The 23302-nt window shown below is 62.8% G+C and carries 18 protein-coding genes; 13 read left to right on the top strand and 5 right to left on the bottom strand.

The window, feature by feature from the left end; all coding sequences use genetic code 11:
* The first annotated feature begins 2 nt into the window (after positions 1 to 2).
* A complete protein-coding gene (locus tag CGA22_RS13325; RefSeq protein WP_041020323.1) occupies positions 3 to 494 on the top strand; it encodes a GNAT family N-acetyltransferase in 492 nt (163 codons plus the stop codon).
* An 82-nt stretch (positions 495 to 576) separates the two neighbouring features.
* Here the strand turns inward: CGA22_RS13325 and CGA22_RS13320 are convergent, their stop codons facing one another.
* From CGA22_RS13320 to CGA22_RS13310, 3 genes are all read right to left on the bottom strand, one after another.
* A complete protein-coding gene (locus CGA22_RS13320; protein ID WP_041020324.1) occupies positions 577 to 1164 on the bottom strand; it encodes a phage tail protein in 588 nt (195 codons plus the stop codon).
* A gap of 281 nt (positions 1165 to 1445) precedes the next feature.
* On the bottom strand, positions 1446 to 1757 hold the full coding sequence (locus CGA22_RS13315; protein ID WP_041020325.1) for a DUF6916 family protein: 312 nt from the start codon (positions 1755 to 1757) through the stop codon (positions 1446 to 1448).
* A gap of 46 nt (positions 1758 to 1803) precedes the next feature.
* Positions 1804 to 2391, bottom strand: a complete 588-nt coding sequence (locus CGA22_RS13310; protein ID WP_041020326.1) for a phage tail protein — start codon at positions 2389 to 2391, stop codon at positions 1804 to 1806.
* Between the two features lie 289 nt (positions 2392 to 2680).
* Between CGA22_RS13310 and CGA22_RS13305 the strand changes: the two genes are divergently transcribed.
* From CGA22_RS13305 to CGA22_RS13285, 5 genes are read left to right on the top strand one after another with little or no spacing between them, the layout of a single operon-like run.
* Positions 2681 to 3517, top strand: a complete 837-nt coding sequence (locus CGA22_RS13305; protein WP_041020327.1) for a sulfotransferase — start codon at positions 2681 to 2683, stop codon at positions 3515 to 3517.
* Positions 3518 to 3569: 52 nt separating this feature from the next.
* Positions 3570 to 9890, top strand: coding sequence for an Ig-like domain-containing protein (locus CGA22_RS13300; RefSeq protein WP_188258610.1), 6321 nt, complete (start codon positions 3570 to 3572; stop codon positions 9888 to 9890).
* A 45-nt stretch (positions 9891 to 9935) separates the two neighbouring features.
* Positions 9936 to 11447, top strand: a complete 1512-nt coding sequence (locus CGA22_RS13295) for a TolC family protein (RefSeq protein ID WP_041021496.1) — start codon at positions 9936 to 9938, stop codon at positions 11445 to 11447.
* A 12-nt stretch (positions 11448 to 11459) separates the two neighbouring features.
* Positions 11460 to 12245: an aspartyl/asparaginyl beta-hydroxylase domain-containing protein gene (locus CGA22_RS13290; protein WP_041021497.1), complete on the top strand. Its 786-nt coding sequence runs from the start codon at positions 11460 to 11462 to the stop codon at positions 12243 to 12245.
* A complete protein-coding gene (locus CGA22_RS13285; protein WP_041021498.1) occupies positions 12233 to 13174 on the top strand; it encodes an aspartyl beta-hydroxylase in 942 nt (313 codons plus the stop codon). Before CGA22_RS13290 ends, CGA22_RS13285 begins: the two co-directional genes overlap by 13 nt.
* Before the next feature lie 35 nt (positions 13175 to 13209).
* Here the strand turns inward: CGA22_RS13285 and CGA22_RS13280 are convergent, their stop codons facing one another.
* Both CGA22_RS13280 and CGA22_RS13275 read right to left on the bottom strand, forming a co-directional pair.
* Complete coding sequence (locus CGA22_RS13280) at positions 13210 to 13971, bottom strand: slipin family protein (protein ID WP_041021499.1); 762 nt, start codon at positions 13969 to 13971, stop codon at positions 13210 to 13212.
* 1 nt (position 13972) lies between these two features.
* Entirely contained in the window at positions 13973 to 14518 is a 546-nt protein-coding gene (locus CGA22_RS13275) for an NfeD family protein (RefSeq protein ID WP_223194760.1), read from the bottom strand.
* Positions 14519 to 14651: 133 nt separating this feature from the next.
* Here CGA22_RS13275 and CGA22_RS13270 point away from each other — a divergent pair, with 133 nt between their 5' ends.
* The 7 genes from CGA22_RS13270 (at position 14652) to CGA22_RS13240 (ending at position 23274) form a co-directional block, all read left to right on the top strand.
* A complete protein-coding gene (locus CGA22_RS13270; protein WP_041021500.1) occupies positions 14652 to 14897 on the top strand; it encodes a DUF2789 domain-containing protein in 246 nt (81 codons plus the stop codon).
* A 139-nt stretch (positions 14898 to 15036) separates the two neighbouring features.
* Positions 15037 to 15618, top strand: a complete 582-nt coding sequence (locus tag CGA22_RS13265; protein WP_041021501.1) for an alpha/beta hydrolase — start codon at positions 15037 to 15039, stop codon at positions 15616 to 15618.
* A gap of 49 nt (positions 15619 to 15667) precedes the next feature.
* Positions 15668 to 16600, top strand: a complete 933-nt coding sequence (locus CGA22_RS13260; protein WP_041021502.1) for a sigma 54-interacting transcriptional regulator — start codon at positions 15668 to 15670, stop codon at positions 16598 to 16600.
* A 178-nt stretch (positions 16601 to 16778) separates the two neighbouring features.
* On the top strand, positions 16779 to 17561 hold the full coding sequence (locus CGA22_RS13255) for a MetQ/NlpA family ABC transporter substrate-binding protein (protein WP_041021503.1): 783 nt from the start codon (positions 16779 to 16781) through the stop codon (positions 17559 to 17561).
* A gap of 504 nt (positions 17562 to 18065) precedes the next feature.
* A complete protein-coding gene (locus CGA22_RS13250) occupies positions 18066 to 19169 on the top strand; it encodes an efflux RND transporter periplasmic adaptor subunit (protein WP_041021504.1) in 1104 nt (367 codons plus the stop codon).
* The gene (locus CGA22_RS13245) at positions 19166 to 20230 is read left to right on the top strand and encodes an efflux RND transporter periplasmic adaptor subunit (RefSeq protein ID WP_041021505.1); all 1065 of its coding nucleotides are present in this window, start codon (positions 19166 to 19168) and stop codon (positions 20228 to 20230) included. The genes CGA22_RS13250 and CGA22_RS13245 overlap by 4 nt, the downstream gene beginning before the upstream one ends.
* Positions 20227 to 23274 carry an efflux RND transporter permease subunit gene (locus CGA22_RS13240; RefSeq protein ID WP_041021506.1) on the top strand — a complete coding sequence of 1016 codons (3048 nt, stop codon included), beginning with the start codon at positions 20227 to 20229 and terminating at the stop codon, positions 23272 to 23274. Before CGA22_RS13245 ends, CGA22_RS13240 begins: the two co-directional genes overlap by 4 nt.
* The last annotated feature ends 28 nt before the right edge of the window (positions 23275 to 23302 follow it).

The raw sequence follows: 23302 nt of genomic DNA, 5'->3' as shown, positions 1-23302 counted from the left end.
ACATGGAGTCAGTAGCGGCAGAGGGGCTGGTGGTACGGCCGTCGCGGGTCAGCGACGGTCCGTTCTTGCAGAGTCTTTATCAGGCGGCGCGACCGGATCTGCAATGGATCGATGGCGAGCACGAGCAAGTGCAGCAGGTGATCGCCCAGCAGTTCCAGGTGCAAGAGCAGGGGCTGGGGGACAACTTCCCCAATGCCATGCATTACGTCGTGGAAAAACTCGGCACCGCCATCGGCGCCTTGAGCACCGATTTCGGTCCCAATGAAATTCGCGTGTTGTACCTGGCCTTCATTCCCCAGGCGCGTGGACAGGGTTATGGCCGGACGGTGTTGCAAGGCGTGCAGAAAGCCGCGCAACAGATCCGCTGCCCGGTGGCGACCGTGGTCTGGACCAGCAACCCTCACGCACGTCGGCATTACCTGGCGCTGGGTTTCGAAGTCCAGGAGCGCAACCCGGCGGCGGAGCGGTTGGTCTGGTATCCGAAAGGAAGCTGACCGCTCAATATCCTTGGCGTGGGGGAGGTTTCTGTGGGAGCAAAGCTTGCTGCCACAGGGCCGCTGCCCGGCGATTGGAAAATCAGTTACGGGATGGAAACAGACCGTTCAGGGCAATGCTGAAGTTGATGACCAGGAACGGGTTCATGATTGCCATCGGCAGCCCGTTGCCCGTGGGGGCCACCGTGCCACTGACCGTCGTGGTCACGCCTTTCAGCGGCACCGGAGAGGCGCCGATCTGGTCTGAATAGATATTCGCCGCTCCCGGGCCGGTGCCCGAGGTGCCGATGAAGGAGTTGGTGGCCGTTGGCGTGTTCAGTGGGTTGCTGGCCGGGTTCGCCAACTGCAGGGTGGTTGCGGCAGTGATGCCCGTAAGGGTGTGGGTGTGATTGGGCAGGTTGTTCAGTGTCGCCGTGACGTTTTCTGTACCGGAAGTCTCGCCGATGACGCGTGGGGTCAGGCCCAGGCCGTTGCCCTGGCCCAAGGGCTGTCGGCCTTGCAGGTTGGGGAGCATGAAGTTGGTCTGGCCATTGCCTCCGTAGTAGGTGCCGATCAGTGAAAACAGTGCCTGATATTGCGAAACGCCAAGCGTCTGCCCGCTACACAGCGCCCAGCCGCTGGGTGCGAAATTAAAGGCAAATGACTGGATAGTGCCCATGAATACTTCCATAGATTCCTCGTCCTTCAGGTTATCGTTCTGGTATCGCCAGGGCGAAAATTGCGTTCAGCCCGACTCCGTCCCTGGCCTGGTCACGCACGGCTGAGCGTAGACGCGGTTGTCGCGTTTTGCCGGGTGGGATTCGCGGATCGACCACCAGGTCTGTGTGCATCACAAATCCCTTGTGGGAGCGAGCCTGCTCGCGAAAGCGGTGGGTCAGTCCCATGCTTGTCGAATGTGCCGCCATCATCGCGAGCGGGCTCGCTCCCACAGGGTCACTCGGATGGCCCTCACTAGTTGAACGCGATATAGAAATACCCCACCGTCGGATCCCGTCCCATGGGCGGTATCCGCGACACGAACACCCCTTCAAGCTTGCCCAGTTCGGGCACTTCCAATGTGCACAAGCCGTCCACGAAATCAGTGGCCTGCAAACTATTGAATTCGACGCTGAAGGGCATGCGCTCCGCATTGGGCATTTTCGCCCGAGGCGCTTGTTCGAGGGTTTCGATCCGCACGGGCAAGCAACTGCCGTCGGGCAAGGTCAGGTTGCTGGTCTGGCCCAGCAGTGGTTGGAAGTGGTGACTATGAACCGCTTGCAACATGTCGATACTCCAACAGGCCGGAGGGCCGTGGTCCTCCGGTGGATCATCAGTTACGGGACGGGAAGTAGCCTTGCAGGGCAATGCTGAAGTTGATCGCCAGGAATGGGTTCATGATGGCCATCGGCAGTCCGTTACCCGTAGGGGCCACCGTGCCGCTGACCGTCGTGGTTACACCCTGCAGCGGTACCGGCGAAGCACCGAGCTGGTCGGAATAGATATTCGCCGCACCCGGCCCGGTGCCCGAGGTGCCGATGAAGGAGTTGGTGGCCGTTGGCGTATTCACCGGGTTGCTGGCCGGGTTCGCCAGTTGCAGGGTGGTCGCAGCGGTTATACCGGTAAGGGCGTGAGTGTGGTTGGGCAGGTTGTTCAGTGTCGGCGTGACGTTTTCGGTGCCGGAGACGGTGCCGATCACCCGAGGGGTCAGTCCCAGGCCATTGCCCTGGCCCATGGGCAGCCGGCCTTGCAGATTGGGGAGCAGAAAGGTGGTCTGGCCGTCGCCCCCGTAAGTCACGCCGATCAGGGCAAACAACGTCTGGTATTGGGCAAGACTCAGGGTCTGCCCGTTGCACAAGGCCCAGTCCCTGGGTGCAAAGTTGAACGCGAACGGCTGGATAGTCCCGATAAATACTTCCATAGAATCCTCATCCTTCAGGTTGTTGGTCTGCGGTACCTGGCGGATACAACGGGCAAAGATGGGATCACCTGGCCTGGTCACGCATGGCTGAGCGTAGACGGGGTTATTTCATTCTGCCCATGGGCTGAAAATGACGGCCGCCTTGCTTAATCGATTCAGGTCGAGGAGGGCCCTGTACCGTCCATCTTTTTTACAGGTTCAGATGCGTTTGATATCAAATTAGTACTAGTCGAGGTTTATTTCCTCGTCTACGCTTCGGACACCAAGGGACTACAAACGGTGATAGGGATTGTCAAAGTTTCACTTTATTTCCGGTCTGCCGCGCTCAGGTTCGACCCTGCTTTCTGCGATTCTTTTGCAGAACCCGCGCTTTCACGCCGGCATGACCAGTCCCGTCGGTACGCTGTTCAGCAGCGTGTTGCAGCAATGCAGTGCTGGCAGCGAATTCGGTTCGGTGATCGACACCGACCTGCGCCGTCGCCTGCTGCGCGGGTTGTTCGACTCGTACTATGCCGACAAGGCCGACAAGCCCGTCATTTTCGATACCAACCGCCAGTGGTGCGCTCGTTTACCGGCGCTGCAGGATCTGTTTCCCCAAGCCAAGACCATCGCCTGTGTGCGCAACGTCGCCTGGGTGCTCGACAGTCTGGAGCGGCTCTACCGCGCCAATCCGTTCGAGAACACCAAGTTGTTCAACGACGATGACGAGCGCAACACCGTCTACAGCCGTTGCGAAACCCTGGCCCAGCGCAACCGCCTGGTGGGGTATGCCTGGACGGCGCTCAAGGAAGCCTATTACGGCGAAAACGCCGAGTCATTGCTGATCGTCGACTACGACCTGTTGAGCCAGGCGCCCGAGCGGGTGATGCGGCTGGTCTACGAGTTCATCGACGAGCCCTGGTTCGAACACGATTTCAATCACTTGACCTACGACGCACCGGCCTTCGACCTGGCCCTGGGCGTTGCCGGCCTGCACAAGGTCAAGCCAAGGGTCGCGCCGCAAGCGCGACGGACCCTGCTGCCGCCGGATCTGTTCGAAAAGTATGCCGAGTTGTCGTTCTGGCGCGATGGGTCTGCCAGCGCCGCCAATGTCATTCGTATGAAAACCGACGCCGCGCTCAGCTGATCGCGGTTTATTTCATTTACGTGTTCAAGCAGTTCGAGTCCGGGTGAACGTCATGTGGTGGAGCAAAGGTAAATCGCGGGTAACCGAGGGCGCACAGGCCCTGGCATCGCCAATGATCATGTCCCTGGAACCGCGGATGCTGTTCGACGGCGCCGTTGCCGCGACCGTGGCCGATGCCGCGCAGCCGGACGCCCATCCCACCGCCGACGCGGCCAAGACGCCCACCGCCGATCAGGCCACCGATACCCACGCGGCCCAGGGCCAGACCGACGCCACCGAGGCCGCCGTTCCGGGCAAGTCGGTGGTATTCGTCGATTCCCGGGTCAAGGACGCCGCCAGCCTGCTCGAGGGTGTGGCGCCCGGTACCCAGGTCGTGCAACTGGATGCCACCAAGGACGGCTTGCAGCAGATCGCCGATTACCTGGACACCCACCAGGGTGTCAGCTCGGTGCAGATCATCGCCCACGGCAACGCTGGTGATCTGTGGCTGGGCAACGCCTATCTGTCGGCGGAAAACGTCCAGGCCCGCAGCGAAGTGCTGGCGCAGATCGGCCAGGACATGAACGCCGGCGGCGACATCCTGATCTACGGCTGTTACACCGCCCAAGGCGAGCGTGGCCTGGAGTTGGTCGATTCGCTGGCGCAACTGACCGGCCGCGATGTGGCCGCGTCCAACGACCGTACCGGCCTGGGGGGCGACTGGGACCTGGAAATCGCCACCGGCAACATCGAAAGCGCCAACGTGTTGTCTGCCCATGCAATGAGCGACTACCAATGGGGACTCGCCACCTGGACCGCCACCAATAACGCCAACACCGGCATTGGCTCATTGCGTGCGGCCCTGGCCTCTGCGCAGAACGGCGACATCGTGACCTTCAGCAGCGGCATGACCGTTGCGCTGACCCAGGTGCTGGTGGTCAACAAGAACGTCACGATCGATGGTGACCTCAATAACGACAACGTCGCCGATGTCACCCTCGATGGGCAATTCCGCACCCAGGTCCTCAACGTGACGTCCGGTACGACGGCGACCCTCGATGGCCTGGTGATTACCCGTGGCATGGTGGCGGGTGACGGTGGCAATGGTGGCGTTGACGCTGCTGTCGCCAAGGCCGGCGGTATCTACAATGCCGGGACCTTGACCCTGAAGAACGTCACGATCACCGCGAACGCCGCATCGGGTGGTGGTGGCGGTGGCGGCGTGACGCCGCAATATGCCGGTGGCGGCGGTGGTGGTGGCGGCGCGGTCGGCAGCGGGACGGGCGGCCGGGGCGGCGACACGATCAATGCCACGGGCTCCGTCGGCTCGACCGGACAAGGCGGTGCCGGCGGTGGTTTCTTCAACATGGGCGGGCGGGGTGGCAACTCCACCGGTGGCGCAGGCGGCGCCGCTTACCCGGGCTATAGCACCGGCTCGGCCGGCGGCACGGCGGCCAGCGCTGGCTTGTCCATCGGCGGTGGTGGTGGCGGTGACGGCTACAACGCGGTCGGCGGCGCCGGTGGTGGCGCGGTCGGCGGTATCTACAATGACACCGGCGCGACCCTGCGCATCATCGGCAATTCGGTGATTTCCAACAACATCGGCGCCGGTGGCGGTGGTGGCGGCGGTGGCGCTGGCGGTGGCTACACCCATACCGGCGGTGCGGGCGGCGTCGGCGTTGGTGCCATCTGGAACAAGGGTACGATCCTGATCACCGCCGCCAACTTCGCGGCCCTGTCAGGTAACGTCGGCGGCAGCGGTACCGGGGGCGGCAGTGCGGGCACCTCGGGCACGTCGCCGGCCTCTGTCGCCAACGTCTACGGTGACGGCGGGACCATCAACACCAACTATGTGCCGGACTTGACCCCGCCTACCGCGACTGTCGTGGTGGCCAATACCAGTCTGAACTCCGGCGGTACGTCCCTGGTGACCGTCACCTTCTCCGAAGCCGTGACGGGGTTTACCTCAGCCGACCTGACGGTGCAGAACGGCACCGTGGGCGCCTTCAGCAGCGCTGATGGCGGTATCACCTGGACCGGCACGCTGACAGCGGCCAGCAACATCGCCGACACCACCAACGTCATCACCCTGGACAACACCGGTGTTGTCGACCTGGCGGGTAACGCTGGCGTGGGCACCACCAACTCGAACAACTACGTGGTCAACGACACCGTGGCGCCGACGGCGACCATTGTGGTGGCCGATACCGCGCTCAAAAGCGGTGAAACCTCGGCCGTCACCATCACCTTCTCCGAGGCGGTGACGGGCTTCACCACCGCTGACCTGACGGTGGCCAACGGTATCGTCACCGGGCTGAGCAGCAGCGACGGCGGCATCACCTGGACCGCGACCCTGACCCCGGATGCCGATGTGACCGACACCACCAACCTGGTGGTCCTGGACAAGACTGGCGTCGCGGACCTGTCCGGCAACGCCGGCGTGGGCACCACCAACTCGAACAACTACGCCATCGATACCCTGCGCCCGACCGCTACCATCGTGGTGGCCGACACCGCACTGAGCGTTGGCGAAACTTCCCTGGTGACCATCACCTTCAACGAGGCGGTGACCGGCTTCACCACCGCCGACCTGACGGTGGCCAACGGTACCGTCACCGGGCTGAGCAGCAGCGATGGCGGCATCACCTGGACCGGGACACTCACCCCGACCGCGAGCATCAGTGACACCTCGAACCTGATCACACTGGCCAACAGCGGCGTTGCCGATCTGTCCGGCAACGCCGGCACGGGCACTACCGACTCGAACAACTATGCCATCGACACGCTGCGCCCCACCGCGACGATCGTGGTGGCCGACACCGCGCTGAGTGTGGGTGAAACTTCGCTGGTGACCATCACGTTCAGCGAGGCCGTAAGCGGGTTCACCCTGGCCGACCTGACGGTGGCCAACGGCTCCTTGAGCGGCTTGAGCAGTGCGGACGGCGGCATCACCTGGACCGCGACGCTGACGCCAAGCGCCAGCGTCACCGACGCCAGCAACCTGATCGTCTTGGCCAACACCGGCATACAGGATGCGGCCGGCAACGCCGGTACCGGTACCACCAACTCCAACAACTATGCCATCGACACACAGCGTCCGACCGCCAGCATCGTCGTTGCCGATACCACGTTGAGTGTCGGTGAAACCTCGTTGGTGACCATCACCTTCAGCGAAGCGGTCACGGGCTTCACCACCGCCGACCTGACGGTCGCCAACGGTACCGTCACCGGGCTGAGCAGCGGCGACGGCGGCATTACCTGGACCGGAACGTTCACTCCGAGTGCCAGTACCACCGACGCGACCAATCTCATTACCCTGGACAACACCGGGGTAAGCGATGCGGCGGGTAATGCCGGCAGTGGCACCACCGACTCCAACAACTACGCCATCGACAATGTACGTCCTACCGCCACCGTGGTGATTGCCGATACGGCACTTGCCGCTGGCGAAACCTCACTGGTGACCATCACCTTCAGTGAGGCGGTGACCGGTTTCACCCTGGCCGACCTGACCGCTGCCAACGGCAGCCTGAGCGGGCTGAGCACCAGCGACAACATCACCTACACCGCCACCTTCACCCCGAGCGTCGGCGTCAATGACACCAGTAACCTGATCACCCTCGATAACACCGGCGTGGTGGACGGTGTGGGCAATGCCGGCACCGGCACCACCGATTCCAACAACTACATTGTCGATACGCAGCGCCCGACCGCCACCATCGTCGTGGCCGATAACGCGCTGAGCGTCGGCGAAACCTCGCTGGTGACCATCACCTTCAGCGAGGCGGTCAGCGGCTTCGACAACTCGGACCTGAGCGTAGCCAACGGCACGCTGAGCGCGGTCAGCAGCAGCGATGGTGGCATCACCTGGACCGCCACCCTCACGCCGAACCTCGGGATCGTCGACACCACGAACGTCATCGTGCTGAGCAATACCGGCTTCAGTGATGCGGCGGGCAACACCGGCACCGGCACGACCAGTTCGAACAACTACCAGGTCGACACCAACGTGCCGACGGCCACTATCGTGGTCGCCGACTCGTCGTTGAGTATCGGCGAAACCTCGCTGGTGACCATCACCTTCAACGAAGCGGTGAACGGGTTCGACAACAGTGACCTGACGATCAGCAACGGCACCCTGACCAACGTCAGCAGCAGCGATGGCGGCGTGACCTGGACGGCCACCTTTACCCCGAGCGTCGGCGTTTCCGATACCAGCAACCTGATCACGCTGGACAACACCGGCGTGCGCAACGGTGCGAGCAACGCCGGGGTCGGCACCACCGACTCCAACAACTATGCCGTCGATACCGTGCGCCCCACCGCGACGGTCGTCGTGGCCGACACCGCCATTGGTGCTGGCGAGACTTCGCTGGTGACCATCACCTTCAGCGAGGCGGTGACTGCTTTCACCGCTGCCGACCTGACGGTCGCCAACGGTACGGTCACCGGCTTGAGCAGCAGTGACGGCGGTATCACCTGGACCGCGACGTTCACGCCGAGTGCCGGCATCAACGACACCAGCAACGTCATCACCCTCACCAACGGCGGTATCGCCGACCTGGCGGGCAACATCGGCACCGGCACCACCGATTCCAACAACTATGCCATCGACACCCAGCGTCCGACCGCCACCATTGTGCTGAACGATTCAACGCTGCGGCCGGGGGAAACCGCGCTGGTGACCATCACCTTCTCCGAGGCCGTGACCGGTTTCACCAACGCCGACCTGAGCGTTGCCAATGGCAGCCTGAGCGCGGTCAGCAGCAGCGACGGCGGCCTGACCTGGACCGCCACGTTCACGCCGACCGTGGGCGTGAGCGATGCCACCAACCTCATCGTCCTGGACAACACCGGCGTAAGCGATGCGGCCGGCAACGCCGGGACAGGGACCACCAACTCGGCCAACTACGCGGTCGAGACACAGGTGCCGACCGCCACCGTCGTGGTGGCGGACAATTCACTCACGGTGGGGGAAACCTCGCTGGTGACCATTACCTTCTCGGAAGCGGTCAGCGGCTTCGACAATGCCGACCTGAGCGTGAGCAACGGCACGTTGAGCAATGTGTCGTCTTCGGACGGTGGCGTGACCTGGACGGCGACGTTCACCCCCAGCACCGGCATTTCCGACACCAGCAACCTGATCAGCCTGGACACCAGCGGCGTGGTCAACGTTTCCGGCAACAGTGGTGCCGGCGTAGTGAACTCCAACAACTACGCGGTCGATACCGTGCGCCCGGGCGCCACCATCGTGGTGGGCGATACCAGCCTGGGCATCGGCCAGACGACCACCGTGACCATCAGCTTTACCGAGGCAGTCACCGGTTTCGACCTGTCGGACCTCAGTGTCGCCAATGGTGTGCTGTCCAACCTCGCCAGCAGTGACGGCGGCCTGACCTGGACGGCGACCCTGACGCCTACGGCGGGTGTCAACGACGCCACCAACCTGATCCTGCTCGACGCCAGTACCGTGCAGGACATTGCCGGCAACGCCGGCGCGGGTATCGCGATTTCCAGCAACTACGTACTCGATGCCACCCGGCCGAGCGCGACGATCGTGGTCGCCGATTCAAACCTGACTGTGGGTGAGACGACCCAGGTGACCATCACCTTCAGCGAAGCCGTGGCCGGTTTCGACCTGTCGGACCTGAGCGTCACCAACGGCGAACTGACCAATCTGACCAGCAGTGATGGTGGCAAGACCTGGACAGCGACCTTTACCCCCACGGCGAATCTCACCGACCCGAGCAACTTCATCGCCCTGGACACCAGTAACGTCAGCGATGGGGCCGGCAACGCTGGGGCCAGCGTGGCGGTGTCCAACAATTACGCAATCGACACGGTGGTGCCCAACGATGTGAAGCCACCGCCGGAGTTCTTGACGTCGGACCCCGTCACGGTCGTTCCGCCGTCCGATGTGCCATTGCAGCCGATCGTCTTCACGCCGCCGACGGGCGACCTGGGTTCGCCGTTGGGCTTCCCACCGCTGTTCGAGCAACGGGATGTGGGCGGCGGTCTGCGGCCAATAGGCGATATTTTCATCAACCGTGGCGAACTGGCACCCAGCTATATCGCCCAGGTATTCAGCACTGATGCCGCCGGCGATGGCTCGGGTCAAGGGTTCCTCGGCTTTGGGGGCGGCGACGGCGGGGTGTTCGGCAGTAGCACCATTTCGACCCTGTTCAACCATGATTCCGGCGCCGAAAGCGAGTCGATGGATGTCTTTGGCAACTCGTCGATGCAGGGGGGCGATGTTTCCCAGGGGATACGCGGGATGTTTGGCGCGCCGACCTTGGGCCAGCAACTGCAACACCTCAAGGACACTGAGCAGCGTCAAGTCGACAGCCTGGCGATGGCGCTACAACAGGTGGGCGTCAGCCAGGCACAGGCCTGAAGCATTCAATAAGAAAATTTGCGGCAACCAGGGGCATTCCAGGGAATGAATAGAAGTCAGAAGTTATTCGGTATGAGTCTGCTGGCAGTGGTGGTCAGCGGGTGTGCAGTCACCAGTGAACCGATCGATCGTAGCGTCAGCGAACAGCGCGCCCAAACCGATCTGCAGAACATGTACAAGGGTCAGGAGCCCCTCAGCGGCCCACTGACCCTGCACCAGGCCATGGCCCGGGCCGTGAAGTACAACCTGGAAGGGCGCCTGAAAATCATGGAAGAGGCCCTGGCCAAGCGGCAGCTGGACCTGGCCAGTTTCGACATGCTGCCACGGATGGCGCTGGACGCCGGTTACGTGGGCCGCAACAACGTCAACGCTTCCAGCAGCCAGAGCGTGGAGACCGGCACCCAGTCTCTGGAACCGTCTACCTCTCAGGACCGTGACCGTGAAGTGGCCGACCTCACCATGGTCTGGAACGTGCTCGACTTCGGCGTGAGCTACATCAGCGCCAAGCAGGCCGGTGATCAGCGGTTGATCGTCCAGGAACGCCGGCGCAAGGTGATCAACACCATCGTCCAGGATGTGCGTTCGGCCTACTGGCGAGCCATGGCCGCCGAACGCCTGCTCAAGCAGATCGATAGCCTGATGGCCCGGGTCGAGGCGGCGCGCAACAACAGCCAGAGCATGAGCGAGCAGCGCATCGGTGACCCGGTGCAGGCCCTGGGTTACCAGCGCTCGTTGATCCAGGCCACCCGCCAGCTCGAAGAGCAGCGGCGCGCGCTGTCCCTGGCCAAGACCGAACTGGCCACCTTGATCAACCTGCCCCTGGGCACGGAGTTGACCCTTGCGACCCCGGATGAGTACGAGATCCCGGAACTCAAGGTCGACATGGCCCGTCTCGAGCACGAAGCCCTGACCAGCCGCCCCGAACTGCGCGAGCAGGATTACCAGACACGCATCACGGCCGCCGAAACCCGCAAGGCCATGCTGCGGCTGTTGCCGGGCCTGGAGTTCTCCGCCGGCGGGCACTACGACAGCAACTCGTTCCTGGTGGAGCAGGGCTGGGCGGACTATGGCGTGAAAGTCACCTGGAACCTGTTCAACGTGATCTCCGCCCCGGCGGCCATCGACGTGGCCAAGGCCGGTGAAGAAGTGGCGGCGGCGCGGCGTCAGGCAATGTCGATTGCCGTACTGGCCCAGCTGTACGTCGCCAATGCCAACTACCGTGATGCGCTGCGCCAGTTCAAGACCAACCAGCAACTATCGGACATCGACGGGCAAATCGTCGGCCAGTTGCGTAGCCGTCATCAGGCCGCCGGCATCGGTGAGCTGGACCTGATCCAGGGTGAGCTCAATACCTTGCAGGCCGACCTGCGGCGAGATCTGTCCTATGCCGACCTGCGCAATGCCTACGGCCAGATCTTCGCCAGCGCCGGTCTCGACCCGATGCCCGACGAAGTGCAATCGACTCAGGTGCAGTCGATTGCCACGGCATTGGCCAATCGCGAAGCGGCCTGGGCCCAGGGCGATATCACGGTACCGAAGGCAGCGGTGAAGCCATAACCGGGCGCAAGCATGACGCGTCCGGCGTTTTCCCGGTTGCCGGTAACGGTGAATCTGCCCCTACTGTTGCAAGCGCTGGCAGCCATTGAGGAGGATCGCTGGCAGGGGCATTTCAACAGTGCCTATTACCACGGCGACTGGAGCGGTGTGGCGCTGATTTCGGCGGCCGACGCGCTGACCGAATTGTCGCCCGGACAGGGTCAGCCTTTGCATCGGGCGCCCTGGTCAAACGATGATCGCTGGCACCAGGGGTTGCGCGACTGGTCCCTGGAAATCGTTTCGGCCCGGCTGCTGCGGCTTGGTCCCGGTGGACAGATCCACGAACACCGTGACTACGACCTGGGCGGGCCGGACACCGATCTGCGCCTGCATGTCCCGTTGCTCAGCCCGCCCGAGGTGGATTTCTGGCTGGAGGGGCAGCGTATTCCGATGAAGGCCGGTGAGTGCTGGTTCCTCGACCTGTCACGGCCTCATCGTGTCGACAATCGGGACCGGTCGCCACGGGTCCATCTGGTGCTCGACTGTCGACCTGGCCCATGGCTGGAGCAACAGATTGTCGATGGACTGCCCACCACCCCAGCGGCCGGCGACGAAGGCGGCGACTTCCTGCGCTTTCAGCAGATGGTGGCAAACGATCCGCAACTCACCCGGACCCTGCAGGGCCTGACAGACCCGGACGCTTTCATCGAATGCGCCATGACGTTGGCTGCCCGGCAAGGGCTGCAGGTGCGCCGGGAGGAATTGCGGGCGGCCATGCGCAACGGTCGTCGGCAGTGGAGCGACCAATGGAAGGCCTGAACCTGCAAGGCTGGCTGCCGATCCGCGTGTGGCAAGAGGCGGGGCAGTGGCGGGTCGATTGGTGCTGGTTCGGCGAGAAGCCCTTGTCGCAACCTTTCTTCGGCGATGCCGTGGAAGACGCCTTGCGCCTGCCCTTCAACCAGGCGTTCCGGCGCCAGACTCCGTTGGACGCGCTCGCCCAGTGGCAGCACCAGAGCCCCGGGCTTGCGCCCAGTGCGTTCATCTTCCATGCCTCGCGCTGTGGCTCGACACTGATCAGCCAGATGCTGGCGCAACTGGACGACCACATCGTCGTCTCCGAACCGCCGCCGCTGGACCGGCTACTGCGCAGTGACCTGCCCACCGCCGAACGCTGCGCGGCGCTCAAGGGGTTGCTGTCGGCCTATGGGCAGCCTCGTCGAGGCGTGGAACGGCGATTGGTGATCAAGCTCGACGCCTGGAACATCGGTGAGCTGTCACGGCTGCGTGAATGTTTTCCCGATACGCCCTGGCTGTTCGTGTACCGCGATCCCCTGGAAATCGCCGTGTCTCATCTGCGCCGCCCCGGCATGCACATGGTGCCGGGGATGATCGGGGCGAGTGTCCTGGACGATGGGTTGCCTTTCGGCGGTCCGGAAGATTTCATTGCGCGTAGGGTCGGGCGATTGCTGCAGGCCGGGTTGGAGCAATGCCAGGCATCCGCCGCACAGACGGTTGACTATCGCGAGCTGCCCGACGCCATGGCAGGCAGGCTGGCGGTCTTTTTCCAGCTTGATGAGGTGCAGCGCAGGCAGGCGTTCGCCAGCGTGAAGCGGCACGCCAAGCAGCCGGCGCAGGGTTTTACCGGCGACAGCGAGGAGAAGCGCCGGGAGGCGTCGCCTTTGTTGCGCGAGCGGGTGCAGGCGTGGGCGCAAGGGCCGTATGAAGCCCTGAAGTCCCTGCCAAGGTAATCAGTTCTATGGCCTGTTTAGGCTCGGCGGCGCCATCAGGGCTTGTTCGGAGACAGCTCCGCCATCCCCTTGAGCAACTCGATCGGCAGGGGAAAAACGATGGTGGAGGTCTTGTCCCCGGCAATCGATCCCAACGTCTGCATGTAGCGCAGTTGCATGGCGCCTGGCTGACGCCCGAGCATCTCGGCGGCCTGCATGAGTTTTTCCGACGCCTGCAGCTCGCCTTCGGCGTGGATCACCTTGGCCCGCCGTTCCCGTTCGGCCTCGGCTTGCCGGGCGATGGCGCGAATCATCGATTCGTTGAGGTCCACGTGCTTGATCTCGACGTTCGCCACCTTGATGCCCCAGGCGTCGGTCTGGGCGTCCAGCACCTGCTGGATATCGCCATTCAATTGCTCGCGCTCGGCCAACAGTTGGTCCAAGTCATGTTTGCCGAGCACGGCGCGCAAGGTGGTCTGGGCCAATTGGCTGGTTGCCATGAGGAAATTCTCGACCTGGATGATTGCCTTCTGCGGGTCGAGTACGCGGAAATACAGCACCGCGTTGACCTTCACCGAGACGTTGTCCCGGGTGATCACGTCCTGTGGCGGTACATCGAGCACGATGGTGCGCAGGTCGACGCGGATCATTTGCTGCACCACCGGAATCAGCAGGATCAACCCGGGCCCCTTGACCTGCCAGAACCGGCCGAGCTGGAACACCACCGCACGTTCGTACTCGCGCAGGATCCGGAAGGTCGAAGCCGCCAGTGCGATCAACAGTAACAGCAGCATCACGAAACCGATTTGCATACCCATCTCATGCTCCTTGTGAGTCAGCGGGGGCCACTTCCAGCAGCAGGCCTTTGCGTGCGATGACGCGTACTGCTTGTCCAGGCCGTAGGGTCGTCGCGCATGCCACTTGCCAGCGTTCGCCTTCCAACTGCACCCAGCCATGGTGATGGTTGCCGACCTGCAGGGTGGTAATCACGGTGACGCTTCCCATTAATGCGGCATCGCCGCTGACGGGCTGGCGCGGCCGGGTTTTCAACGCGCGGATCAACAGGAAGATCAGCAGCAAGGCACTGATCAAGCCCAGGCCGACCATCAAGGGAACAGGCACATCGGCATTGGTCAGGATAATCGCGCCGATGACACACAAAATGATGCCACCCAGACCGGCCACGCCATAGTTGGGCAAGGCCGCCTCGGCGATCAGTAAGGCCACGCCCAAGGCAATCAGCCAGAAACCCAGGGAGTTGGCGACCATCAGCGCAGGGCCATCGGCTGCCAGGGCCGGCCCGCTCATCGCCAGCAGCGCAAGCATCAAGCAGCGAACATTCACCGGACCCTCCGCAACGTCCATGCGTGACGTTTATCCACAGTCGTTATCTACAGTCTAGTCGAACCGTGGGTTGATCGAATTTTGAACAGTCTGACGATCCTCCAGAGGCTAGACTGCGGGGAGAGCACCCCGTTCAGCCATGTCAGGAGTCCCCATGGAAACCCCAATCCACAGCCTTTCCGCCCTGTTCAAGCAACTGGGGTTACCCGACGATGCCGTCAGCATCGATCAGTTCATTGCCAGCCATTCACCCCTCAAGCCCGAACTGCATCTGGCTGACGCGTTTTTCTGGAGCGAAGGTCAGCGGCAATTGCTGCGCGACGAAATCCTCGAGGATGCCGATTGGGCGGTGCTGGTGGATCAGTTGGACGTGTTGTTGAGGAAAGGGCGCAGTAATTGATGCAGAGACAGAACCTGTGGGAGCGAGCCTGCTCGCGCGGGATCTTTAATTTGGTTATTAACAAATAGCTTCTTATTCCTTAAACAATATATCTCTCCTCCCTATACTCGTCCCTGAACAGACACGCAGGAGAGCACCCATGCGCAACGAATCGACTCGCTACCTGATTGTGCCGGGCTGGCAAGGATCGCCGGAAAATCATTGGCAAACCTATTGGCAGAACAGTCTGCCCAACAGCGCCCGGGTCGAGCAGGACGACTGGCTGACGCCCCGGCGTGAAGACTGGGTGGCTGCGCTGGCCGAAGCCATTGCCGCCGACAACACGCCGGTGATCCTCATTGCCCACAGCCTGGGCTGCATCACGGTTGCCCATTGGGCGGCCACCGCGCCGCTGCAACTGCTACGGCAGGTTCGTGGGGCATTGCTGGTTGCGCCGGCGGATGTCGAGCGGCCAGCGTGTGTGCCTGCGCTGCGCAATTTCGCACCGATTCCCACCGATCCGTTGCCCTTTCCCAGTCAAGTGGTCAGTTCCGACAACGACGCCGCGGTGAGTGCGCCGCGTGCGCTGGAGTTGGCGCGTAACTGGGGGGCCGAAGCCGGGATCCTGAGCGGGGCTGGGCACATCAACGTGCAGTCCGGCCATCAGCGCTGGGAGCAGGGTTTCGCCTATCTCTATCGTCTGCAAAACCGCATGGAGCATCACGCCCTGCGTCGCGCCTGAATTTTTTAACGCCCTTCCGTTACCCGGCGGTGTGGGGCGGGAGTCTGCCATGAGCTTGCATGAAATCTTCGGTCAGCCGTTGCTGACCTTTCCCGATGCGGAAAAAAGCCCCCTGAGTATCCGCGCCAAGGCGCTGGTGTTCGTTGACCCACGTTCCCGCCAGCTGCGTCAGGCACTGGAGCAACTGGCGCCACGCGCAATCCCGGTGTTGATTCGCGGCGAAACCGGCACGGGCAAGGAGTTACTTGCCCGGCACATCCACCGCGAAAGCGATCGTGGCGGGTTGTTCGTCTCGGTCAATTGCGGCGCCATCAGTCCGACTTACGCCGACGCGGAATTGTTTGGCTATGCGGCCGGCAGCTACAGCGGTTCGGCCAGCAGCCGGGCTGGCTGGTTCGGCTCGGCCAATGGCGGCACGCTTTACCTGGATGAAATCGGCGATCTGCCGTTGCCGATCCAGGTCAAGCTGCTGGCGGCCCTGGAAAACCACGAAGTCACTCGCGTTGGTGCTCACCAGCCCAGCCCCGTGGACGTGCGGCTGGTGGCGGCCACCAGTATCGATCTGGCGCAAGCAGTGGCCGCCGGCAAGTTTCATGAACGGCTTTACCACTACCTCAGCGAAGGCCGTCTCGAACTGCCGGCCCTGCGCGAGCGGGTGGGCGATATCCTGCCCCTGGCCGAGTACTTCCTGGGCATCTACACCCAGCGCCTCGGCCTGACCATGCCGCTGATCAGCGAGGCGGCCCAGCAAGCGCTTGAGCGGCATAGTTGGCCGGGCAATACCCGCGAACTGGAGAACGTCATTCATTTCGCATTGCTGGTGAGCACGGCAGAGGAAATCTTGCCGGAGCATTTGAACCTGCCATCCCTGCCCTCGGTACTCGACGCCATCGAGCAGGCAGCAAAGACCCTCGCAAGCGGAACGGCTGCCGAGCGCGTGGCGTTCAAGGCGCTGCTTACCCGTCTGGACCCGCTCTTCTAAAGCCTTGCCGAGAGCGTTTTGTTTATATGAGTAAAATGAATATGAACTTGAATAAAAGATATTGTTAAGGAATAAAAAATATCGGTATCGTCCGCTTCACGCGAGCGATAGCACTTCGCTGGCACTCCACCCTTGACCGTCGTCCATGACGACCATGATTTTTCGATAAGGACACTGCATGAAAAAGGTTCTGTTGTTCACCGCATTGGCGGCAGCGTTGGCTTCGGGTCTGGCCCAGGCCGCGGAGAAACTGGTGGTAGCGGCGACTCCGGTCCCCCACGCTGAAATCCTCGAGCTGATCAAGCCGGCCCTGGCCAAGGAAGGCGTGGACCTGCAAATCAAAGTGTTCACCGACTATGTTCAACCCAACGTACAGGTCGATCAGAAGCGTCTGGACGCCAACTACTTCCAGACCCTGCCGTACCTCAAGAGCTTCAACGAGGGTAAAGGCACGAACCTGGTCACTGTGATCGGTGTGCACGTCGAGCCGTTTGGCGGCTACTCGAAGAAAGTCAAAAGCCTGGCCGAGCTGAAAGACGGCGCCACCATCGCCATCCCCAACGAGGGCAGCAACAGCGGCCGCGCCCTGATCCTCCTGCAGAAGGCTGGCCTGATCGAGCTCAAGGACCCGAAAAACGCCCTGGCGACGCCGAAAGACATCGGCAAGAACCCGCATAATTTCAAGTTCAAGGAACTGGAATCGGCCATGCTGCCGCGGGTGCTGGATCAGGTCGACCTGGACATGATCAACACCAACTATGCCCTGGAGGCGGGTCTCAACCCGGCGAAGGATGCGCTGGTGATCGAGGGTTCGGATTCGCCTTACGTCAACTTCCTGGTGGCCCGTCCGGACAACAAGGACAGCGTCGCCATGCAGAAACTGGCAAAGGCCCTGACCAGCCCGGAAGTGAAGGCATTCATCGAGAAGAAATACAGCGGCGCGGTATTGCCGGCGTTCTGATCGAATCCGCCCGGAAAAAGTTGGAATGATCGCGGCGAGGGAGCTTACTCCCGCTGGCTTGCGAAGCGAGTCCCAAACCTTGCGACTGCTTCGCAGCCGAGCGGGAGCAAGCTCCCTCGCCACAATAAATCGAAGTACCGAGCCCCGGCTTGGGGCTTCTGCGGCTACACAGCTCCCATCTTCAGCGCGCGACGCAGGGCCACCAGCAGTTTGATAAGATCTCGCGGGTCGAGGGGTTGCGGGGCTTTCACGTCAGCCATGGCTATCTCCTTGTGATGAGGGCTGTGGTTCCGTGGAGAGATTCCTTTCACCAAAGCCCATCTGCAATTCCCGGAAAGATAGACGGCCCCCTTCCGCTACGCACGTCCATGCCTGCTCAATCACCGACCTGACCGGTCCTGTCCCGGCTTCTTGGGCCTGGCCCTGCCTGTGCATCCGTGGAACCCTGTTCTAAGCTCACAGTCGTATCGTCACTGGCACATTCGTGCAATGCAAGGAGTCTGCATGGCTGGTCCCCGAAACAAACTGCTTGTTTGCTTGGGCTTGTGTGCGTTGTTGGCGGGATGCGGTGACGAAAAAATCGGTGAAAAAGCCCTGCCGCGGGTTTTCGTGCAGCAAGCCGTGCCTAACGAGTATGCAGCCTCGGTAACCCTGACCGGGGATGTCCAGGCTCGGGTGCAGACCGACCTGTCATTTCGTGTCGGCGGCAAGATCATCGAGCGCAAGGTCGATGTCGGTGACCGGGTCTCGGCCCGGCAAGTACTGGCCAGACTCGACCCGCGGGACTTGCAGACCAACGTCGATTCCGCCGAGGCCCAGGTGGCTGCCGAACAGGCGCGGGTCAAGCAAAGCGCGGCGGCCTTCGTGCGCCAGCAGAAACTCTTGCCCAAGGGCTACACCAGCCAGAGCGAATACGACGCGGCCCAGGCGCAATTGCGCAGCAGCCAGAGCGCGCTGGCGGCCGCCCAGGCCCAGTTGGCCAATGCCCGGGAGCAACTGAGCTACACCGCGCTGATCGCCGAGGCGCCTGGGATCATCACCGCGCGCCAGGCCGAGGTCGGCCAGGTGGTACAGGCCACGGAGCCGATCTTCAGCCTGGCCCGGGACGGCGAGCGCGACGCGGTATTCAACATCTATGAATCGCTGTTGAGCGAACCCCCCTCGGATCCGGCCATTGTCATCAGCCTGCTGGATAACCCGGCCATCCAGACCACGGGCAAGGTGCGCGAGATCACCCCGGCGGTGTCTGCCGAGACCGGCACCGTGCAGGTCAAGGTGACCCTCGACGATTTGCCCGAGGGCATGCGCCTGGGTTCGGTGGTCAGCGCCACCGCCAAGTCCGCAGGCAAGACCGCTGTGGAGTTGCCCTGGTCGGCCCTGACCAAGGACCTCAGCGAACCCGCCGTGTGGCTGGTGGATGGCGAAGGCCGGGCGCAATTGCGTACCGTCACTGTCGGTCGGTACCTGACTGGAAAAGTCATCATCAGCGATGGGCTCAAGGGCGGCGAGACTGTCGTGACGGCCGGTGGGCAACTGCTGCATCCTGGGGTGCGCGTCGAGATCGCTGAAAACACTCATGACCAACCGCCGGCAGGAGCCCAGCCATGAAGCGTTTGGGGATGGTTCTGGTGAGCCTGGTCCTGGCTGCCTGTTCGAAGGAAGACGCGCCACCCGAGCCGGTACGTCCGGTGTTGTCCATCGAGGTCCGCGCGCTTGACCAGCAGGCCCTCGGACGCTTCGCCGGGAATATCCAGGCGCGTTACGAGAGCAATGTGGGTTTCCGGGTACCGGGACGAATTGCGCGCCGTAATGTCGATGTCGGCGCCGAAGTGAAAAAAGGCGACCTGCTGGCGACCCTCGACCCCACCGATCAACAGAACCGCTTGCGTGCCGCCGAGGGCGACCTTGCGCGGATCGAGGCGCAGTACATCAATGCCCAGGCCAATGCCCGTCGCCAGCAGCAGTTATTCGATCGGGGTGTCGGTGCCCAGGCGCAGTTGGACGTCGCCCAGACCGACCTGAAAACCACCGGTGCTTCCCTCGAACAGGCCCGGGCGGCGGTGGAGCAGGCCCGTGACCAGCTCAACTACAGCGAGCTGCGCACCGACCACGACGCCGTTGTCACGGCGTGGACTGCAGAAGCCGGGCAGGTGGTGACCGCCGGCCAACAAGTGGTGACCCTGGCCCGTCCCGACATCAAGGAAGCGGTGATCGACCTGCCGGCCGGGCTGGTCGAACGTCTGCCCGAGGGCGTGGTGTTCGAAGTCGCGGCGCAACTGGACCCGAGCATTCGCACCACCGCCATCGTGCGCGAGATCGAGCCCCAGGCCCAGAGCGCCACTCGCACCCGTCGCGCGCGCCTGACCTTGACCGACACCCCGCCCGGCCTGCGCCTGGGCACGGCTATCAGTGTGACGCTGAGCTCGGCCATCGAACCGCGTATCGAGTTGCCGCTCAGTGCGTTGCAGGAGGTCGATGGCAAGGCGCGGATCTGGCTCGTCGACCCGCAGACCCAGACCGTCTCCCCCCGTGAAGTGAAAATACTCGAGCGTTCGGCCGACTCGGTGCTGGTGGCCAACGGTATCAAGTCCGGCGACCGCGTGGTCAGCGCCGGCGTCAACAGCCTCCAGCCGGGGCAGAAAGTGAAACTCGACGAGGACGCACGATGAAAGGGCCCTTCAACCTGTCCGAATGGGCCCTGCGGCATCAGTCGTTTGTCTGGTACCTGATGTTCGTTGCGTTGCTGATGGGCGTGTTTTCCTACGTGAACCTGGGGCGCGAAGAAGACCCGTCGTTCACCATCAAGACCATGATCATCCAGACCCGGTGGCCGGGTGCGACCCAGGAGGAAACCCTCAAGCAGGTCACCGACCGCATCGAGAAAAAACTCGAAGAGCTTGATTCCCTCGACTACGTGAAAAGCTATACCCGGCCGGGCGAGTCGACGGTCTTCGTGTACCTGCGCGATACCACCAGCGCCAAGGACATCCCCGAGATCTGGTACCAGGTGCGCAAGAAGATCAACGACATTCGTGGCGACTTCCCCGAAGGCTTGCAGGGACCGGGATTCAACGACGAGTTTGGCGACGTGTACGGTTCGGTGTATGCCTTTACCGGCGACGGCCTGTCGATGCGCCAGTTGCGTGACTACGTGGAACAGGTACGGGCCGAGATCCGCGACGTGCCCGGCCTGGGCAAGGTGGAAATGCTCGGCGAGCAGAATGAAGTGCTGTACCTGAACTTCTCCACGCGCAAACTCGCTGCATTGGGCATCGACCAGCGCCAGGTGGTGCAGAGCCTGCAATCCCAGAACGCGGTGACGCCCGCGGGGGTGATCGACGCCGGGCCGGAGCGGATTTCCGTGCGCACCTCCGGGCAGTTCCAGTCGGAGAAGGACCTGGCCAACGTCAACCTGCGACTCAATGACCGGTTCTATCGACTGGCCGACATTGCCCAGATCAGTCGTGGCTACGTCGATCCGGCCACGCCGTTGTTCCGTTTCAACGGTACGCCGGCCATCGGCCTGGCCATCGCCATGAAGAAGGGCGGCAACATCCAGGAATTCGGCAAGGCGCTGCATGCCCGCATGACCGAACTGACCGCCGACCTGCCGGTGGGCATCGGCGTGCATACGGTGTCGGACCAGGCCGAGGTGGTACAGGAGGCGGTCGGCGGCTTTACCAGTGCCTTGTTCGAGGCGGTGGTGATCGTGCTGGTGGTCAGCTTCATCAGTCTCGGCATACGTGCCGGGCTGGTGGTGGCCTGCTCGATTCCCCTGGTGCTGGCGATGGTCTTTGTGTTCATGGAATACAGCGGCATCACCATGCAGCGGATCTCCCTCGGCGCCTTGATCATTGCCCTCGGCCTGCTGGTGGATGACGCGATGATCACCGTGGAAATGATGGTCACGCGCCTGGAAAAAGGCGAGACCAAGGAGCAGGCCGCGACCTTCGCCTACACCTCGACCGCGTTCCCGATGCTCACCGGTACCCTCGTCACCGTCGCCGGTTTCGTGCCCATCGGCCTGAACGCCAGTTCCGCCGGCGAGTACACCTTTACCCTGTTCGCGGTGATCGCCGTGGCAATGCTGGTGTCCTGGATCGTCGCCGTGCTGTTCGCCCCGGTGATCGGTGTGCACATCCTCAGCGCCAACGTGAAACCCCACGATGCCGAGCCGGGGCGCATCGGCCGGGCGTTCAATGGCGGCCTGCTGTGGGCGATGCGCAATCGCTGGTGGGCCATCGGCATCACCGTGCTGCTGTTCGTGCTGGCGGTGTTCTGCATGCGCTTCGTGCAGAACCAGTTCTTCCCGTCTTCGGACCGGCCGGAGATCCTGGTGGACCTCAACCTGCCGCAGAACGCCTCGATGGACGAGACGCGCAAGGCCGTCGATCGTCTGGAAGCGACCCTCAAGGGCGACCCGGACATCGAGCGTTGGAGCACCTACATCGGCGAAGGCGCGATTCGGTTCTACCTGCCGCTGGACCAGCAACTGCAGAACCCCTACTACGCGCAACTGGTGATCGTCAGCAAGGGCCTGGAGTCGCGCACGGCTCTCACCGAGCGCCTGCAAAAACGCCTGCGCGAGGACTTCGTCGGCATTGGCAGCTACGTGCAGGCCCTGGAAATGGGGCCGCCGGTAGGGCGGCCGATCCAGTACCGGGTCAGCGGCAAGGACATCGACCAGGTGCGCAAGCATGCCATCGAACTGGCCACCGAACTGGACAAGAACGAGCACATCGGCGAAATCATTTACGACTGGAACGAGCCGGGCAAGGTGCTGCGTATCGACATCGCCCAGGACAAGGCGCGCCAACTGGGGTTGTCCTCCGATGACGTGGCCAAGCTGATGAACAGCATCGTCAGCGGATCGCCGGTTACCCAGGTCGACGATGACATCTACCTGATCAACGTGGTCGGGCGTGCCGTAGACAGTGAACGGGGTTCGCCGGAAACCTTGCAGAACCTGCAGATCGTCACGCCGGGCGGCACGTCGATTCCGTTGCTGGCGTTCGCCACGGTGCGCTATGAGCTGGAACAGCCGTTGGTGTGGCGTCGCGACCGCAAGCCCACGATCACCATCAAGGCTGCGGTGCGCGATGAAATCCAGCCCACCGACCTGGTGAAACAGCTGCAGCCGGACATCGACAAGTTCGCCGCCGGCCTGCCCGTGGGCTACAAGGTCGCCACCGGGGGGACGGTGGAAGAGAGCGGCAAGGCCCAGGGGCCGATTGCCAGTGTCGTGCCGCTGATGCTGTTTCTGATGGCGACGTTCCTGATGATCCAACTGCACAGCGTGCAGAAATTGTTCCTGGTGGCCAGCGTCGCCCCCCTCGGGTTGATCGGCGTGGTTCTGGCGTTGGTCCCGACAGGCACGCCCATGGGCTTCGTGGCGATCCTGGGGATCCTGGCGCTGATCGGCATCATCATCCGCAACTCGGTGATCCTGGTTACCCAGATCGATGAGTACGAGCGTGACGGATATGAGCCCTGGGATGCGGTGGTGGAAGCTACCCAACACCGGCGGCGACCGATCTTGCTCACGGCAGCTGCGGCGAGCCTGGGGATGATCCCGATTGCCCGGGAAGTGTTCTGGGGGCCGATGGCCTACGCGATGATCGGCGGGATCATCATCGCCACACTGCTGACCTTGCTGTTCCTGCCGGCGCTGTATGTGGCCTGGTACAAGATTCGCGAGCCGCAACGCGATTGATGGATTCTGTGGCGAGGCGCAAAAACCT

Source organism: Pseudomonas sp. PSB18 (genome assembly GCF_014596565.1).
Taxonomy (GTDB): domain Bacteria; phylum Pseudomonadota; class Gammaproteobacteria; order Pseudomonadales; family Pseudomonadaceae; genus Aquipseudomonas.
The sequence above is the reverse complement of the archived record's forward strand: the minus strand, read 5'-3'. Positions and strand labels throughout refer to the sequence as shown.

Bases quoted from the DNA above. Each gene is read 5' to 3' on its own strand.
- CGA22_RS13290 (WP_041021497.1), top strand. From the start codon at position 11,460: ATGACGCGTCCGGCGTTTTCCCGGTTGCCGGTAACGGTGAATCTGCCC.
- CGA22_RS13280 (WP_041021499.1), bottom strand. From the start codon at position 13,971: ATGGGTATGCAAATCGGTTTCGTGATGCTGCTGTTACTGTTGATCGCA.
- CGA22_RS13295 (WP_041021496.1), top strand. From the start codon at position 9,936: ATGAATAGAAGTCAGAAGTTATTCGGTATGAGTCTGCTGGCAGTGGTG.
- CGA22_RS13245 (WP_041021505.1), top strand. From the start codon at position 19,166: ATGAAGCGTTTGGGGATGGTTCTGGTGAGCCTGGTCCTGGCTGCCTGT.
- CGA22_RS13260 (WP_041021502.1), top strand. From the start codon at position 15,668: ATGAGCTTGCATGAAATCTTCGGTCAGCCGTTGCTGACCTTTCCCGAT.
- CGA22_RS13255 (WP_041021503.1), top strand. From the start codon at position 16,779: ATGAAAAAGGTTCTGTTGTTCACCGCATTGGCGGCAGCGTTGGCTTCG.
- CGA22_RS13275 (WP_223194760.1), bottom strand. From the start codon at position 14,518: ATGGACGTTGCGGAGGGTCCGGTGAATGTTCGCTGCTTGATGCTTGCG.
- CGA22_RS13250 (WP_041021504.1), top strand. From the start codon at position 18,066: ATGGCTGGTCCCCGAAACAAACTGCTTGTTTGCTTGGGCTTGTGTGCG.
- CGA22_RS13320 (WP_041020324.1), bottom strand. From the start codon at position 1,164: ATGGAAGTATTCATGGGCACTATCCAGTCATTTGCCTTTAATTTCGCA.
- CGA22_RS13325 (WP_041020323.1), top strand. From the start codon at position 3: ATGGAGTCAGTAGCGGCAGAGGGGCTGGTGGTACGGCCGTCGCGGGTC.
- CGA22_RS13300 (WP_188258610.1), top strand. From the start codon at position 3,570: ATGTGGTGGAGCAAAGGTAAATCGCGGGTAACCGAGGGCGCACAGGCC.
- CGA22_RS13240 (WP_041021506.1), top strand. From the start codon at position 20,227: ATGAAAGGGCCCTTCAACCTGTCCGAATGGGCCCTGCGGCATCAGTCG.
- CGA22_RS13285 (WP_041021498.1), top strand. From the start codon at position 12,233: ATGGAAGGCCTGAACCTGCAAGGCTGGCTGCCGATCCGCGTGTGGCAA.
- CGA22_RS13315 (WP_041020325.1), bottom strand. From the start codon at position 1,757: ATGTTGCAAGCGGTTCATAGTCACCACTTCCAACCACTGCTGGGCCAG.
- CGA22_RS13265 (WP_041021501.1), top strand. From the start codon at position 15,037: ATGCGCAACGAATCGACTCGCTACCTGATTGTGCCGGGCTGGCAAGGA.
- CGA22_RS13310 (WP_041020326.1), bottom strand. From the start codon at position 2,391: ATGGAAGTATTTATCGGGACTATCCAGCCGTTCGCGTTCAACTTTGCA.
- CGA22_RS13270 (WP_041021500.1), top strand. From the start codon at position 14,652: ATGGAAACCCCAATCCACAGCCTTTCCGCCCTGTTCAAGCAACTGGGG.